The organism is Bacillus sp. G402 (assembly GCF_051172515.1).
GTDB classification, from domain to species: domain Bacteria; phylum Bacillota; class Bacilli; order Bacillales; family Bacillaceae; genus Bacillus; species Bacillus altitudinis.
The window spans coordinates 17,171-32,776 of record NZ_JBPIZC010000003.1; the positions used below are offsets into that span (position 1 = coordinate 17,171).

General features: G+C 40.0%; 14 protein-coding genes. 2 read left to right on the forward strand and 12 right to left on the reverse strand.

Features of this window, described 5'->3' with window-relative positions:
• Positions 1-23: 23 nt before the first annotated feature.
• From ACSBQP_RS13865 to ACSBQP_RS13890, 6 genes are all read right to left on the reverse strand, one after another.
• Complete coding sequence (locus ACSBQP_RS13865) at positions 24-674, reverse strand: response regulator (RefSeq protein ID WP_435028504.1); 651 nt, start codon at positions 672-674, stop codon at positions 24-26.
• A 5-nt stretch (positions 675-679) separates the two neighbouring features.
• Positions 680-1,864, reverse strand: a complete 1,185-nt coding sequence (locus ACSBQP_RS13870; RefSeq protein WP_435028505.1) for a sensor histidine kinase — start codon at positions 1,862-1,864, stop codon at positions 680-682.
• 102 nt (positions 1,865-1,966) lie between these two features.
• Positions 1,967-4,144, reverse strand: coding sequence for an MMPL family transporter (locus ACSBQP_RS13875; RefSeq protein ID WP_435028506.1), 2,178 nt, complete (start codon positions 4,142-4,144; stop codon positions 1,967-1,969).
• Positions 4,145-4,293: 149 nt separating this feature from the next.
• The gene (locus tag ACSBQP_RS13880; protein WP_017358444.1) at positions 4,294-5,325 is read right to left on the reverse strand and encodes an acyltransferase family protein; all 1,032 of its coding nucleotides are present in this window, start codon (positions 5,323-5,325) and stop codon (positions 4,294-4,296) included.
• Positions 5,326-5,465: 140 nt separating this feature from the next.
• Positions 5,466-6,662, reverse strand: coding sequence for an MFS transporter (locus ACSBQP_RS13885; protein WP_017358445.1), 1,197 nt, complete (start codon positions 6,660-6,662; stop codon positions 5,466-5,468).
• A 31-nt stretch (positions 6,663-6,693) separates the two neighbouring features.
• Positions 6,694-7,299 (reverse strand): TetR/AcrR family transcriptional regulator, encoded by a 606-nt coding sequence (locus tag ACSBQP_RS13890; protein WP_017358446.1) that lies wholly within the window; start codon positions 7,297-7,299, stop codon positions 6,694-6,696.
• A gap of 321 nt (positions 7,300-7,620) precedes the next feature.
• Here ACSBQP_RS13890 and ACSBQP_RS13895 point away from each other — a divergent pair, with 321 nt between their 5' ends.
• Together ACSBQP_RS13895 and ACSBQP_RS13900 are read left to right on the forward strand one after the other, a co-directional pair.
• Positions 7,621-8,073: a MarR family winged helix-turn-helix transcriptional regulator gene (locus tag ACSBQP_RS13895; protein WP_007496431.1), complete on the forward strand. Its 453-nt coding sequence runs from the start codon at positions 7,621-7,623 to the stop codon at positions 8,071-8,073.
• A gap of 56 nt (positions 8,074-8,129) precedes the next feature.
• Entirely contained in the window at positions 8,130-9,023 is an 894-nt protein-coding gene (locus ACSBQP_RS13900) for an alpha/beta fold hydrolase (protein ID WP_035390346.1), read from the forward strand.
• Positions 9,024-9,057: 34 nt separating this feature from the next.
• On the opposite strand, the gene ACSBQP_RS13905 is transcribed toward ACSBQP_RS13900, so the two are convergent.
• The 6 genes from ACSBQP_RS13905 to ACSBQP_RS13930 form a co-directional block, all read right to left on the reverse strand.
• Positions 9,058-10,206 (reverse strand): type II asparaginase, encoded by a 1,149-nt coding sequence (locus tag ACSBQP_RS13905; RefSeq protein WP_007496435.1) that lies wholly within the window; start codon positions 10,204-10,206, stop codon positions 9,058-9,060.
• A 718-nt stretch (positions 10,207-10,924) separates the two neighbouring features.
• Positions 10,925-11,686, reverse strand: a complete 762-nt coding sequence (locus ACSBQP_RS13910) for an SDR family NAD(P)-dependent oxidoreductase (RefSeq protein WP_041507603.1) — start codon at positions 11,684-11,686, stop codon at positions 10,925-10,927.
• Between the two features lie 111 nt (positions 11,687-11,797).
• On the reverse strand, positions 11,798-12,175 hold the full coding sequence (locus tag ACSBQP_RS13915; protein ID WP_048001239.1) for an MmcQ/YjbR family DNA-binding protein: 378 nt from the start codon (positions 12,173-12,175) through the stop codon (positions 11,798-11,800).
• 149 nt (positions 12,176-12,324) lie between these two features.
• Positions 12,325-13,218: an alpha/beta hydrolase gene (locus tag ACSBQP_RS13920; protein ID WP_048002352.1), complete on the reverse strand. Its 894-nt coding sequence runs from the start codon at positions 13,216-13,218 to the stop codon at positions 12,325-12,327.
• Positions 13,219-13,408: 190 nt separating this feature from the next.
• Positions 13,409-14,848: a DHA2 family efflux MFS transporter permease subunit gene (locus ACSBQP_RS13925; protein ID WP_008346741.1), complete on the reverse strand. Its 1,440-nt coding sequence runs from the start codon at positions 14,846-14,848 to the stop codon at positions 13,409-13,411.
• Between the two features lie 79 nt (positions 14,849-14,927).
• Positions 14,928-15,500, reverse strand: a complete 573-nt coding sequence (locus ACSBQP_RS13930; RefSeq protein ID WP_435028507.1) for a TetR/AcrR family transcriptional regulator — start codon at positions 15,498-15,500, stop codon at positions 14,928-14,930.
• Positions 15,501-15,606 lie beyond the last annotated feature (106 nt).

Sequence of the window (15,606 nt, forward strand, 5' to 3'; positions counted from 1 at the left end):
ATTCTGCTACTAACTCATTCTCTCTAAAAATGAATCACCCCTAATTCCACTGCTACTTTAATTGCTTCCGCTCTTGAAGTGACCTCCAGCTTTTGATAAATATTTGTTAAATGAGCTTTGACAGTTCTCTCGGAAATCCCCATATCAAATGCAATTTCCTTACTTCGATATCCTCTAGCCACTGCTTGTAAGACAAGCATCTCTTTTTCAGTCAGCATGTTTATTTCTTTTTTCAAATGGGTCGGAGTCACTTGGTGCTCTGTTGATTCAAATACTTTAGCAGCGACGTTTGCTTGAAGAAGAATATCCCCTCTGATAGCTGCTTCAATTGTATAAAATAAATTTTCTCTGCTGGCATCCTTTAAAAGATAGCCCTTTGCTCCAAGTTGCAGCCCTTCAATCATTAATTTCTCTTCGTTATAGGTAGTGAGAATCAGGACCGGTACTTTTAATTGAAGAGACTGCATCTCTTTTAACATCTCAAGCCCACTCATGTTAGGCATGTTGAGGTCAAGTAGTACAAGGTCTGGAGTCTTCTCTTTCAAGATATCTAAACCCTTTGCTCCATCTTCTGCTTCACCAACAACATCAAATCGTTGATCTGTCTCAAGAATTAATTTTAATCCTTCTCTAACAACAAAATGATCATCGACAATCACAATTTGATAAGACATTGTTTTTACTCCTTTTTCAAAGGTATGGTTACCGTCACTTGTGTACCTTCATTTTTTTCACTTTTCAAGTGTAGCTGTGCATCAAGCAGTCGGGCACGTTCTGACATACCAATTAGACCGTAATGCCCGGAAGTGGATTCTTGTTTTTTCTCATCAAAACCCACTCCATTGTCTGTGATTTGCAAGGAGATGTGATCATCTTGTTGCTTCATCATCAATTCGACCTTACTTGCTTTGGCATGCTTGGCAATATTCGTCAAACATTCACTGACAATGTATACAGTATGTTCGATGAGGAAAGGGGACACTTGATAAGAGACATCCACTTTTGTATGAACTGGAATATTCGTCGCCGTCATAAACCGATTCACTTCATCTTTCACAGAATCAGCTAAGTCATATTGATCCTGGCTGTATGTTCGAAGGTCGTCAATGACCAATCTCGCCTCACCTAACGTCGTCCGCGCATGGCTCATTGAACCTTTAATAATGCTTTGAGCACGCTCAACATTCTCATTCTCTAAATGGGCATGGACCGCTTCTAATTGCATAATAATACCTGCCAGCCCTTGTGCAAGGGTATCATGTAAATCTCTCGCCATTCTTTGACGCTCATTTGCAAGTGTCAGCTCTTCCACTTGTTGATGTGCCAATTCAAGTTCCTTTAAAAATGTTTGTGTACGAATTCTAGCTTTGACTTGTCTAAAAAATAAAATGGAGTATGCGATGACTACAATCAGAATCAAAAACAAAATAGGAATGTATACGGTCAAATCATCTGTATCATTGACCAAAATAAGGGCAAGAAAAAAAAGAACATAAAAACTAAGACCTGTCAAAATCACCTTCAATGTATGATAATATACCCCAATACTTTGCGCTATTAGTACCGGTAACAGACCAATTAAGATCACAGGGGAAGCCGCCTGCATGACTGAAACACAAAGTAGAATCACTATTCCTTGAATCAGAAAATATACCCATGGATTCTGCTGAAACCAGTAAAATGACCACCAATGCAGAATCAGATGTATGGCAATAAGTGCAGAAAAAAACAGGCCAGAAAGTGCTAATGGGGTGGTTATAAACTGAAATATCATTGCTGCAATATAAACAAGAATGACCCATAATAAGGTTGGAATTCGCGAATAGATCATTTCATTAAAAGGGTCTACCCGTCGTTTCGCCATAAATATCACCATCCGAGCCTCATATTCATTCAAAAAATACCGCCCACCCTTTATCGAGGTAATGGCGGTATCATCAATCATACCATGTAAGACTATCAGTGACTAAATCACCTTCTCTTCTTTCTCATCCTTCTGAGAAATAGACTCACCTTCAATGTCTATACGTGGAAGCCAGCTTTCAAACCATTTGGGTAAGTACCAAGCAGCTCGTCCGATCAGCATCATACACGCTGGGATAAAAGTCATTCTTATGACAAATGCATCAAACAGAACACCGAATGCCAACGTTAACCCCATTGTTTTGATAATCAAGTCATCTGCAAAGATAAAACTAGCAAAGACGAAGATCATGATTAAGCCTGCGGCAGTCACTACTCTTCCACTGTGCTTCAAACCTGATACAACGGACTTTTTCGCATCACCTGATAGAAGGAAATCTTCTCTCATTCGACTGACTAAAAAGACCTCATAATCCATTGCAAGACCAAATAATATTCCTGTTACTAGTACAGGCATAAAGTTTAACAATGGGCCATTTGCTGGTATTCCAAACAATGGCGCAAGGTGTCCATCCTGTAAAACAAAGACAGAAAAACCTAGTGTAGCGGTCAATGTCATAAGGAATCCTAAAACCGCTTTTAATGGAACAAGGAAGGATCTAAACACAAGAATCATCAAAATCAAAGCAAATCCAATAATGACTCCTGCAAATTTCGGTAACGCTTCACTGAGTCTATCTGAAATATCTATATTAACTGCCGTAGACCCAGTAACAAGTAATTTCGTATCATACTTTGCAGCAGTCTGACTAGATTCATTTCGTATATCTTTGACTAATTGCTTTGTCGCCTTATCTTCTGGACCACTTTTCGGTAAAATGGTCAGCATGGCGTACTTACCCGATGGATTAGGAACAGGCGGTGCCATTTGTTTGATGCCATCCATCTTCTCTAATACTGTTGTTGTTTTCTCAATAGATTTCATTGCGTTATTTGCATGGGAGGCATCAATGATAACAACCAGTGGCCCATTAAACCCTTTACCAAACCCTTCTGCTAACAGGTCATAGCCCTTACGTTCAGTTGTTTCCTTCCCCTTCATGCCGTTATCAGGAAGACCCAACTCCATATGAAGTGCTGGCCAACTGAGTAGACCAGTCAATACAATGACACCTAGGATGATCTTACCTGGATACTTCTTGATAAACCTTCCCCAAGCTGTGGCTTCTTCTTTTTGTTGAGATTGTAATTTAGAGAACCATTTATTCTTTCTTGAAGGGCTGACTTTATCACCAAGAATCCCTAGTATGGCAGGAACAATTGTGAGAGACACAAGCATAACTGATAGTACCATGAATGCAGCTACAAGACCCATAACGCCTAAAAATGGTATACCGACTAAAACAAGTCCGCATAGTGCAATTACGACGGTAACACCTGCAAACAATACAGCGCTGCCTGCTGTAGCAACAGCTCTAGCAGCTGCTTCTTTCAATTCGTAACCCTCTGCTAATAACTGTCGATAACGAGAAATAATAAATAATGCATAATCAATTCCTACTGCAAGTCCAATCATCACAGCTAATGTAAGACTAAATGCAGACATCTCAACAAAATTTGAGGTAATTAATATGACCATCACGCCGATTATTAACCCAATGACAGCCGTCAAGATCGGTAGTCCTGCAATCAATAGTGAAGCGAAGGTAAAAGCTAAAATAAAGAAGGCCATGACAATACCTATGACTTCCGAAATCCCGCCTACCTCAATTTCTGAGAATGTGACGGAGCCGCCTAATTCTGTTTGGATGCCAGCTTTTCTTGAAATCTTAATACTATCTAATACTTTCTCTTTTGAGGATGTTTTTACCTCATCCGCCTTTACCCGGTATGTAATATCCGCATACCCTATTTTCTTATCCTTACTAATAGCAAATGTCTGATATAAATCCGTCACTTGCTTGACTGCTTTATCCTTTTTGACTTCTTTGATCGTTTCGTTCAATTTGTTTCTTACTTTTTTTGTTTCTAATGTTTCACCCTTAGGTGCTTTAAAGATCAGACGAATCGTCCCGCCATCATCACCTGCTGGGAACTTTTTCTCCAAGAGATCCATTGCCTTTTCTGACTTTGTTCCCGGAATCGACATATCGCCATTAAATGAAATACCTGTCCCTATTGTTGCCGCCACAACAGCTACTAAAACAAGTAACCAACCGATAATCATCCGTTTCGGCTTAGAAAATGCACTTTTTCCTAAATGATATAAAAATTTTGCCATTCACTTACTCCTTTTTCTTCAACTTCGTGAACTTGATCTCTTTATTCTAAGCAATGAGATGGTCGATTGAAATTGTACTTTCGGGCAAGAAGCATTGTACTTTTAGGCAACAAAAAAAGGGCATCTTCTTAAGATCCCCTTTAAAACGTTTATGAAGCGACTGTTTTTCGCCTCGTTCTGTTGATTTTACCGACAAACATATAGCCATATCTATAATGATTTGCTATCCGTGACAATAGGATAGGTCCTGCAATTGCAAGTGCTGATATGATGATTGTCCCTACAAAGAATGGATAATCTTTTAATTGTCCCCATAGTAACACAGAGATACCTAGAAAATACCCGTGAAGCAAATAGATGGTGAATGAATATTGACTAATGACAGCTACGAAAGGTGGAACGCTTTTCACTTTAGAAAACAAGAGAAAACATAAGAAGACAATACTGACTGTATAAAGAACAACGTCTGGTCTCTTAGAAGAAGACTCGAAAAAACCTACATATGAATTACTTAGAAGGGTCGCTGCTGAAATCAAAACAAGTCCATACACGGCATACTTAAAACGATGAAGTCTTGTGATAAACTGCTGATAATTCGCTCCACAATAATAGGCTAAACAAAAATAGAACAACCACCCTGGAAATGGAATCCATTCTAAGCCGAACATTGGATTAGGTAATTGAGGTTGTGGGATTTTGACGAGGTTCATGACACTTAAATAACCAACTGTGATGATAAAGGAGATCGGCAATACCCATTTGGCTGAGGTACGCTTAGCCATTTTGTGGAAAAACATGTGCAAAAAGTAAAATTGAAAAATAATCAGAACAAAATAACCAATATAATTCCCTAATAAGACATTTGCTGAAGCTCTTTTAAAAAAGTCAACTGCCCCTCCATTTAACGATGCCGAATGCAAGAAACCATCGACAATCCCAATAAAAGCAAATGGGAAAAAGATGGCTTTCACCCTCTTCCACATAAATCCTTTAGGGGTACCATTCGGATAAGCATGAGCCAATAAAAACTCAGAAATGAAAATAAAACTCGGGGTACTGAACATGAGTAGTGCTACAAGAATAGATGATGAATGGGGGCTAGATAAAATGGCTATTGCATGAATGAACACAACACTCAAACACGAGATACACCGAATATAAAAAATCTCTTTAATTTGCATTGAACATCCTCCTCCTGCATTTTGGTAAAACATGTATTAGATTAACATGTATAACACCTTATCAACAGGGACCTTGTGATTATTTTTCAATCATCTATCCAAAAGGAACAAAAAAAAGAGCCCTAGTTAGAGCCCCTCATCTAATCAGATTCAACCGTCGCCTTCCCCTTCCAAATAAGGGTTAAGCCCAATCCAAGAAATAAGACAACACCTGCAAACAGGAATGGGAAATGAATATTTTGATCGAATAAAATGCCGCCAAGTGCCGGGCCAAAAATCGTACCAAGGCTTGTGTAGGTAGAGTTCATCCCTGCGACAAATCCTTGCTGATTGCCAGCGATTTTTGATAAGAAGGTCGTGAGGGCAGGGCGCAATAAATCGAACGCAAGGAAAATCACACACGTCACGATCAGCACAACCATAAAGCCTGACACGACTGTGGAAACAAAAGCGAGAACTGCTCCAACAATCAAGCATAGTTGAATAACTCGTTTCTCCCCAAGCGCATTCACCATTTTACCAAACACGAGGACTTGGATGATGACGGCTACAATTGAACTGACGGTAATGATAATCGCAATATCCTTCGGACCAAATCCAAACTTGTGATTTGTAAACAAGCTAAAGACCGTTTCATATGCAGATAGTCCAAACGCCAGCACAAAGACAATGATGAAGGCGATGAGATAGCTTGGATGAATCGATTTTTTCAAGTCTTTAAAGAAGGTCGATTCCTTCACTTGATCCATTTGTTTCTCTCTCTCTTCTTTTGTTAATGGTTCCTTCAGCATAAACATAGACGAAATCACAGCAATAAATGCAATCCCTGCTGCAAAGAAAAACGGCAGGCGAACGCCATATTCTGCAATAAATCCGCCAATTCCCGGGCCGATGATAAATCCGGTACTAATAGCAGCGGATACATACCCCATTGCCTTTGATCTTTCTTGAACAGTCGTGATATCGGCGACATAAGCGGTGACAGCCGGCATGATAAATGCTGCACTAATACCGCCAAGAACCCTTGCAAAATACAGAACATATACGTGTGTTCCTAAGCCAAAAACGAGTTCTGATAACGCAAATAGAAAAAGGCCTGACACAATCATGATCTTTCTTCCGTATCGGTCTACCCATCTTCCCGCAATAGGTGATGCGATAAGCTGTGCAACAGCAAACGCCGCCACAAGATATCCCATCGTACTGCCCGTTAAATGCATGACATTCATAAAGAGCGGCATGACAGGTATAATCAGACCGATACCTAAAAACGCAATAAATATATTACTTAATAAAATAACAAGTACGGCTTTTTGCTCACGAATCGGTTTTTGCATGATGTTTGTTTCCCCTTTACTGACTCACTTGTTACTCATGATGGTTGATTCCGTGAATAAACAATGAGATCGCCTCTTTTTGTAATTCCTTTTTCTGCTGCATCGTGTCATTTTTATATAACACGTCTAATCCATAGAATACAGAAAGTAATATTTTCACTTTTGATTCAACATGCTGAATCGACCAGCTGCCATCTTCGTTTCCTTCAAGCAGGATGTCTCTCATCACATCATCAAAGTCTACATCAATCTTGTTCAGCCGCTCCATGACTTCATCTGATGTAAATGCACTGGCACAGAATTCTTCACTTGCTCTCATTAAAGGATAGTTAATCCCCATTTGACTAAGTAGCTCTGCAAACCCTGCGAGCTTATCAATGGCCCGGTGCAGCGTTTGTTTCTCTTCATGCCACGTCTCCATCATGAATCGATGATCCTCTTCCATAATATGAAGGAACAAAAACTCTTTTCCTTTAAAATGATGATAGAGGTTGCCTTTACTAATCTCAGCCGCCTCTAGAATATCTCGCACTGATGTTTCCGAATATCCTTTTTTCGCAAATAAATCACGTGAAGCGGTGACAATTTTCTGCTTCGTCTTTTCACTTTTTCCAGCCCCGCTCTGTGCACTTGTCATCTATGAACAATCCCTTCTACCTTGCTTTTCTTCACACGGACAAATAAAACCGACCAGTTGGTTTATTTTTTTATTATAAATGGAGATCGCCCATAATTCAATGAAAAAGTCCCGACTTCCAAAGGAGTGAATCTAAGTGAAAACAAACAAAACGATCATTTATGCCATCACCAAACAGGAAGTATTCTTTGTCCATTGTTGATGAAAAGTGGAGATAGAGGTCATTTTCTCATCAAGTCTATTCTCTTTTTATTTAATTTTCCTTAACATTTAACTTCACTTAAATATTAAGATCGCATATAATATAGGAGAAAAGAGGTGATGTCATTGGATGAGGATATCATTCATTACAGCAAAAAAATCATTGAGTACTCAAACGCACTAGGTTCTATCTATGTAGAAGAGTATCAACGATTCTTAAAAAATGAGTATGCAGATTTAACAAGCAAACAAGAACTGACCCTTGAATTGCTGCGGTCGAAGACGAGAACAATCAATGAACTGGCTGATTATTTCTCCATTTCATCTAGTGCCGCTAGCCAGCTCATATCAAAGCTTGAACAGCTTGGATATGTGAAAAGAGAGATTAATCCACATAACCGTAGAGAAATCATTGTTGATTTTGCTCAAAAGGGCCATGACTATCATAAAGATATTGAAAAAATTCAGCTGCATCTTATTCAAAAATACTATGCCCAGCTTTCAAAAGAAGATCTAAAAACATTATTATCGCTTTACGAAAAAATCTATCAAATTGCGAAAGAAACGCCTTAACCCGGCGTTTCATGCATGAATATGTAAGTTAGATAAACGATGAAAGGGATGATCAAATGGACAGGATTCATTTGCAAGATGGACGTCATATTGGTTTGTCTCAATACGGTGATCTTGAAGGATTCCCAGTATTCTTTTTTCATGGGACACCTGGATCGAGAGTGATGTTTTTAGATGATGATCCAATCTCAAAAGAGCTTGGCATTCGTCTTATTTCTTTAGACAGACCTGGTTTTGGTTTATCTGATCCGCAACCTGACCGCACCATTTTAGACTGGGCAAAAGACGTACAGGAAGTGGCCGATCATCTTGATATCTCCCATTTTTCAGTGATTGGTGTCTCTGGAGGCGGGGCATTCGCTGCTGGTTGTGCCTATCAATTGCCAGACCGCATTCTTTCAGCTGCTCTCGTCTCAAGTACCACCCCATTTCAGGATGGTAAACCGCCTAAAAGTATGCTAAAGGAGAACAAGATTGCCTTTTTCCTCAGTAAAAGAATGCCTTGGCTCTTAAAGGCAAGCTATCGCGCTCAGAAAAAACTCATTGAAAAGAAACCAGAGAAATTCAAGAAACTAACGAAAAAAGGGAACAAACATTTACATCCTTCGGATCGGCAATTTCTTCAAACCGATGAGCAACTGGAGCTGATGATGCGGCATTTATACGAAGCTACTCGTCAATCGGTTGATGAATGTATTCATGAACCAGATTTACTCTCACGGTCATGGGCATTCGATATGAAAGATATACAAATCCCTGTGGATGTCTGGCATGGAAAAGAGGATCAGATGGCCCCTTTTGCAGAGATAGAAAGCATTGCTCCCAACATTCCAAACGCCAAAACGCACTATATCGAGCAAGCAGGACATTTTCTGACTGATATAGATGATGTTTGGAGAGACATTTTACTCTCTTTAAAAAAACGGGCTGAACATCAGGTACACATATAAAAAAGACCCAATGATTCGTCGGGTCTTCTTCTTTTTAATACTGCTCGTAATAGGATTGAATTTTATCTGGATCTTTTGTTTTCGTCAGAGCCAGCATGAGTAAAATGCGTGCTTTTTGTGGATTTAATGAATCCGATGAGACAAAATGATGTTCATCATCCATTTTTTCATGTGTGACAATGCCATTTCCTGCACGGCTTGACCTCACGATCACCACGTCTTTCTTCACTGCATCTGTTGCCCCGTTGATCGCTTCTGTTGACATCGTTCCATTTCCTGCGGCGGCAACGACAATGCCTTTCGCTCCTGCTTTAACCGCAGCATCATACACATACTTTTGATCATTTTGATAGCCGTATAAGATATCCACTTGCGGCAGCTCTTTTAGCTTTGAAATATCGAATTCACTGTCAGCTGTATGTTTTCTTGTCGGTTCGTTATAAAAAGAGACAACTTCACCCGCCACTTCTCCAATGTACCCTTGCTCAAGAGATTTGAACGAATCGGTTGTGGTGGTATTTGTCTTCGTAATAAAACGAGCAGAGGCAATTCGGTCATTTAATGTCACCATTACACCTTTGCCTTTGGCTTCTTTTGTCGAAGCAATTTTCACTGCATGATACAAGTTAAGCGGGCCATCCGCACTAATGGCAGATGCTGGCCTCATGGAACCCACGACCACCACTGGCTTATCACTTTTTACAACCAAATGTAAAAAATAGGCCGTTTCTTCTAAAGTATCTGTACCATGTGTCACCACAATGCCATCCACTTGATCATCATTTAAAAGCTGATTGACTCGTTTCGCTAATTTTAAAAGAAGAGCGTTATCCACATTTTCACTGCCGACGTTCGCTACTTGCTCACCCGTGACATTTGCAATATCCTTCAGCTGTGGTACGGAAGCAATGACTTTATCGATTCCAAGTGCACCAGATTTATAGCCAGTCGTATCTGTATTACTATCTGAACTACCGGCAATCGTTCCGCCTGTTGCCAACACCTTAATATTGGATAAAGATTTGTTCCCTGTCTCAACAGCCGTGTTTTTTTCTTTTGTTTCACTAGTAGTGCTTTCTTGATTACTTTGATTATTCTCTTGAGTGCTATCGTTCGCACAAGCTGCGGTCACCAATAGTGAAACAGAAAGAAGGGCAGCACCAAACCATTTTGTTACGTTCATAAGATCATCTCTTTTCTTAAATGTGATGAATAATTATCTGTCTATAGGGTTTACTTTATACCATTCCTTCATTCATCAGCATGAGGTGAAAGTCACAGAACCAAATAAAGGAAAAAGGGCACTATTATCAAAATTTATTTATACCATAATACCTAAATTGACTTCAGAAATTGTTCTCAACCCATTTATGATAAAATATAGGAAATATTACAAAAAAAAGGAGTACATACAGTGCGTTCCGTTCAACCATTTTACAAAATCCTACTCACACTATTCTTCAGTTCCATTTTACTCAGCTTGTTCGTATGTTTGTATCCACCGATTCAGGGCGAGCCTGCGTTTATGATGTTTTACACTCCCATCTTTTTTGTTTATTATTTCATCTTTGCGGTACCTTTACAGTTGTTGTTTTCTTTACAGCCCAAGGCTTTTGATCCTCTTTATTTAGCGGCTTACTTACTGATAGCAATGATTGTCATGCTTTTTGTTATGGATGGAATTGAGAGCTCCACATCCCTTCCGATCATGATTGTCAGCAGTCTCATCTACTGGACCTGCGATTCTTTCATTCATCAAAGAAGTATAAAAAAAACACCTAATGTATAGGTGTTTTTATCTATTCTAGTATGTGTTGACAGTGCTCCACATTATCCAAGACATCTTTCGGCTCGGTATCCTGCTGATCGCTAAGAGAATCTATCTCAGTGATTGGAACTTTTTATTTCATGCTTGTGCCAGCGTGTGAAAAAATGGGGTCCTTCAATTCAAAATCAAATGTCTTCCCATCAACGATACCAACTGTTTTTGAACTGTCGTAAAGCTCAAGCAAGCACGCTGCCATTTCTTTTGATGTGTGATATTTCTTGATAGTGCCTTCATATTCGAATTGATCGACATCTAATGAACGCTTTGCAAATTCCGATTCTGTCGCAGCAGGCGCTAATACTTTTGCCTGTAATTTGGCTCCTTTTTCTTTCAATTCTAGGGCCAGCCCTTCAGTAAAGGCGCTCACATAAAATTTCGTGGCTGAATAAGTGACAGCATTTCCGACGACGGTATAACCCGCTCTTGAAGAGATATTGATTAGCTGCGTCCCCTCTTTTTGCTCATAATCACGGACAAACAGAGTGGATAAAATTGTTAACGCTTCAATATTGAGATGAAGCATGTCCCCAATTTTTTTCACATCCTGCTCTCCTATTGAACCAAAATGGCCAAACCCAGCATTATTAATGAACGTATCCAGCTCATCACCAGCTAATGACTCATAGAAAGAATACACTTGCTCTCTGTCTGTTAAATCAACAGACTGGACTTTCACTTGAATATCGGGATATGTTTCTAGAATCTTTTCTTTCAGTTCTTGGAGTTTATCAAGCCGGCGTGCAGCTAAGATCAGATTTTTTCCTCTTGCTGCAAAGGCCAAAGCCGTTTCATATCCAATACCTGAACTTGCCCCTGTAATGACTGTATAGCCCATTGTATATCCCCCTATTCGTATCTTCTAGCTGTTTAAAGTATAGCGAGAGCATGTGACTCTAGTCAATTTTGAAGAGATTCAAAGAGACATGAACAACTGAACGTTCAGCATTTAATCGGTTTCTTTTGAATTATGTTGGAGGATAGCCTGCTGAGCTTTTTTTGTTAATTTGTGAAAAACCAGTTGATAGGAATGTTCAATTAGCTCTTCGACAAATGAAGATGGAATATCTGCATCAAGATAAATAGAATTCCAATGCGTCTTATTCATGTAATAGCCGGGAATAATTCCTTCATGCATTTCTCTTAATTCTTCAGCACGTTGCGGATCACATTTTAAAGTGATAACTGGCTTGCGATCGACGTCTCCCCCCATCATGGCGAACATCTTTCCACCTATATGATAACGATCTGCCTGCCACTCAGGTTGATAGTCGTGGGTTGCTCCTTGTAAAGAAAGACAAAATGCCTGTAGTGTCTCTTTTTTCATTCTATTAGCTCCTTTTTAGATGTCTTCTATCTTACTATTATATCGACTGCTGCGATTGTTGTATCTACACTTCTTTTCAAGACGTCAGCAAGAACACAAAAAAAGCACAGAAAAAAAGTCTGTGCTTTTTACTGATATCCGAATATTTCTTATTCAAACGCCTTCTTAAGCTGATCGCTCATCAGATGCCAAGCCTCTTCAGCTATCTTTAAATCTCCGGCATGAGTGAACGCATGAGGGACTCCTTTAAATTGTTTGTATGTGACATCTACCCCTGCTTCTTTTAACTTGTCCGCATAATGCTCAGCTTCTTCAGCTAGTGAATCCTTCTCAGCTGTGATAACAAGAGCTGGAGGCATTTGTGCTAACACTTCTCTCTCTGCAAAGACCGGAGAAACGAGCGGATTGTGCGGATCTTGACCTTGCAGGTAGAAGGCATTAAACAGTCTCGCCATTTCAACTGGAATTGCTTCTTCAAACGCTGGCTTTTGTGCTGGATCAGTAGCTAAATCAAGCGGCGGATAGTCAAGCACTTGATAGACAATCGGAAGTTTGTTCCCTTTTTGGATATCAAGCAAACAAACCGCTGTTGCCAAATTCCCACCTGCACTATGTCCACCAATGGCTAATCGATTTGGGTCTATTTGTAGTTCATCAGGATGTTCATATAACCATTTCATCACATCGTAGCATTCATGAAGAGCGGCCGGAAAAGGGTGTTCCGGTGCCAGCTGATATTCCACATTGACAACGATACACTCCGCACGATCTGCTATGACCGGACACCAATGATTATCCATTTCAGCACTTCCAAGGATAAAACCGCCCCCATGCAAATTCACAAAAACAGGTAGGGGTTGTTTCAATGTTTTCACAGGTTTAAATACCCACACCTTTGTTTCACCAGCACCTGTTGGGATATCATATTCCATTTTGTTCACTTCAGGAGGGTGGACTGGCTTTAGTTCTGATTGACCAGCTAATGAATCTTCAGCTGGTTGACGTAATGACTCAGCCATTTTGATTTGTTCGTCTAAGTTCATGATCTCAGCTCCTATCTTATTCTTTTATCTCTATCCATTCGTTACGAATTTCGCCTTTTCCTTCAATGTCGTCAGAGAGTCGTTGCTTTTTATCTATCTCCCCATTTTCAGCTCCTTTGAAACAAACATTCACCCCTATGAGTAAATAAAAAAAGCACTGCGGCGCTAAGTCCTCAGTGCTTTTCATATATTATGATACTTGTTGTTCTACTTTCACTCGTTTAATAAAGAAAGCAATCACCAAGCCAATCACTGTCATAATGACAGCAAAGATAAAGGCATGCTGGACGCCATTTGTAAAGGCGAGCAGCTGATTGACTGGATTTGCGGGATCAGCCACATTTTCCATAAAGCTGCGAGCTCCTGATGAAAGGATCGAGATACCAACTGCAGTCCCAATCGCTCCTGATACTTGCTGCAATGTATTCATAATCGCTGTTCCGTGCGGATATAGCTCTGGCGGCAGCTGATTCAATCCATTTGTTTGGGCAGGCATCATGATCATCGCAATTCCTATCATTAACGTAATATGAAGCGTCACGATATAACCGATGGACGTATTCACACTTAAGTTCGTGAAGCCAAACATGGTCGCTGCAACGATGACAAGGCCTGGGATGACAAGCCACTTCGGCCCAAATTTATCAAAAAGCCCACCCATGATTGGCGATAGCAGTCCATTGATAATTCCACCTGGTAATAGCATTAAACCTGCTGTAAATGTAGAAAGTGCCAAGGACGTTTGCAGATATAATGGCAAAATCATCATAGCAGACAGCATCACCATCATACACACTAAGATCAGAAGTAACCCGATCACAAACATTGGATATTTAAATGGGCTTAAATTCAACATCGGTTCTTTCATGTTTAACTGTCTTAGGGAGAACACAAGAATGCCAATGACACCTACAACAATCGCCACAATCACATGCATACTGCTCCAGCCGCCGCCTTCACCAGCACTGCTAAAGCCATACACAATTCCACCGAAACCGATGGTTGATAGCACAATCGATAAAATGTCGATTTTCGGTCTTGTGGGTTCCGTAATATTTTGCATAAAAATATACCCAAATACGAGTGCAGCAACCAATAACGGAAGCGAAATCCAAAAAATCCAATGCCATGTTAACGATTTAAGAATAAGACCAGAGACCGTTGGACCAACTGCTGGGGCAAACATAATGACAAGACCGATAATCCCCATTGATCTACCTCTTTTATGAGGCGGAATGATGACCAAAATCGTATTAAACATCAATGGAAGGAGCAAGGCTGTTCCTACTGCCTGCACCACACGTGCCACCATTAAAATACTGAAGACTGGTGCAACGGCCGCAATAAATGTACCGATGATCGAAAAGACCAGTGAGGTGATGAAAAGCTGTCTTGTTGTAAACCATTGAAGAATGAGGCCAGAAATCGGAACGAGAATCCCCAGTGTTAATAAATAGCCGGTGGTCAGCCACTGAGCAGTCGTTGCTTCAATACCAAAGTCTAATGTTAAACTTCTCAGCGCCATGTTTAATGCCGTTTCACTGAACAGTCCAATAAATCCAGCTGTGATAAATGAAATAATAATGGGCAGCGTTCGAATGTCGGAAGCTGCTGTTTGCTGTTTGTTCATATTAAGTTGGCTCCTTTTCTTTTTCAATTTTGATGAACCATAAGTAGTTAGGCAGGACAGAAATGAGCCACTTCAATGTCTAGGAAAAGACAGACAAAACCTGTCTTTCTGCAGCGAATTGTGCAATTTTTTCGATTGAGTAGCCGGATTCATGAATATAAAACATGAGTTCAGGCGTCATTGGAGAGGACATACATAATGTCGTCAACTCAATGTCTTGTATGTTCGCTTCTCCTTTTTCTTTTGCTTCCTCGAGCAAATTACGAATGATTTGTTTGAGTGATTGACTGTAATGAGAATCATACACCTTACTTGTCTGCTCTAAATTCCCAGAAATCGTCAGCATCCGAATCCAGTCTAAGTGATGACCAACGATGAGATGGATCTCCTCGAGAACATATTGCAAACGATCTTGAACCGGCTGATCACTTATTTTATTTAAGTAAAGATGCAAAGCAGGGATCAGCTGTTCAAATCTCTCACCAAGAATAGAGAGACACAAATCACTTTTATTTGCATAGCGGCGGTAAAGGGTCCCTTGACCAACACCAGCTGTTTTTGCGATTTTATGCATACTGACATTCTCTACACCAAACTCTTGAAACAAAGAGAAAGCGACCTCTTCAATTTCCTTTCCAATATCCTTTTCCATGATGCTTCACCTTCATCCACCTTGCATATATCTCTATGTGTAAATCAAATTTCTTTCATTTTCATTAGGACAATTGTACCGGTATTATCTTACGGACAACTGTCCG

Coding starts and splice junctions, on each gene's coding strand:
- ACSBQP_RS13900 (WP_035390346.1), top strand. CDS start 8,130: ATGGACAGGATTCATTTGCAAGATGGACGTCATATTGGTTTGTCTCAA.
- ACSBQP_RS13915 (WP_048001239.1), bottom strand. CDS start 12,175: ATGAAAAAAGAGACACTACAGGCATTTTGTCTTTCTTTACAAGGAGCA.
- ACSBQP_RS13930 (WP_435028507.1), bottom strand. CDS start 15,500: ATGGAAAAGGATATTGGAAAGGAAATTGAAGAGGTCGCTTTCTCTTTG.
- ACSBQP_RS13905 (WP_007496435.1), bottom strand. CDS start 10,206: ATGAACGTAACAAAATGGTTTGGTGCTGCCCTTCTTTCTGTTTCACTA.
- ACSBQP_RS13865 (WP_435028504.1), bottom strand. CDS start 674: ATGTCTTATCAAATTGTGATTGTCGATGATCATTTTGTTGTTAGAGAA.
- ACSBQP_RS13885 (WP_017358445.1), bottom strand. CDS start 6,662: ATGCAAAAACCGATTCGTGAGCAAAAAGCCGTACTTGTTATTTTATTA.
- ACSBQP_RS13890 (WP_017358446.1), bottom strand. CDS start 7,299: ATGACAAGTGCACAGAGCGGGGCTGGAAAAAGTGAAAAGACGAAGCAG.
- ACSBQP_RS13910 (WP_041507603.1), bottom strand. CDS start 11,686: ATGGGCTATACAGTCATTACAGGGGCAAGTTCAGGTATTGGATATGAA.
- ACSBQP_RS13875 (WP_435028506.1), bottom strand. CDS start 4,144: ATGGCAAAATTTTTATATCATTTAGGAAAAAGTGCATTTTCTAAGCCG.
- ACSBQP_RS13880 (WP_017358444.1), bottom strand. CDS start 5,325: ATGCAAATTAAAGAGATTTTTTATATTCGGTGTATCTCGTGTTTGAGT.
- ACSBQP_RS13925 (WP_008346741.1), bottom strand. CDS start 14,848: ATGAACAAACAGCAAACAGCAGCTTCCGACATTCGAACGCTGCCCATT.
- ACSBQP_RS13895 (WP_007496431.1), top strand. CDS start 7,621: ATGTCATTGGATGAGGATATCATTCATTACAGCAAAAAAATCATTGAG.
- ACSBQP_RS13920 (WP_048002352.1), bottom strand. CDS start 13,218: ATGAACTTAGACGAACAAATCAAAATGGCTGAGTCATTACGTCAACCA.
- ACSBQP_RS13870 (WP_435028505.1), bottom strand. CDS start 1,864: ATGGCGAAACGACGGGTAGACCCTTTTAATGAAATGATCTATTCGCGA.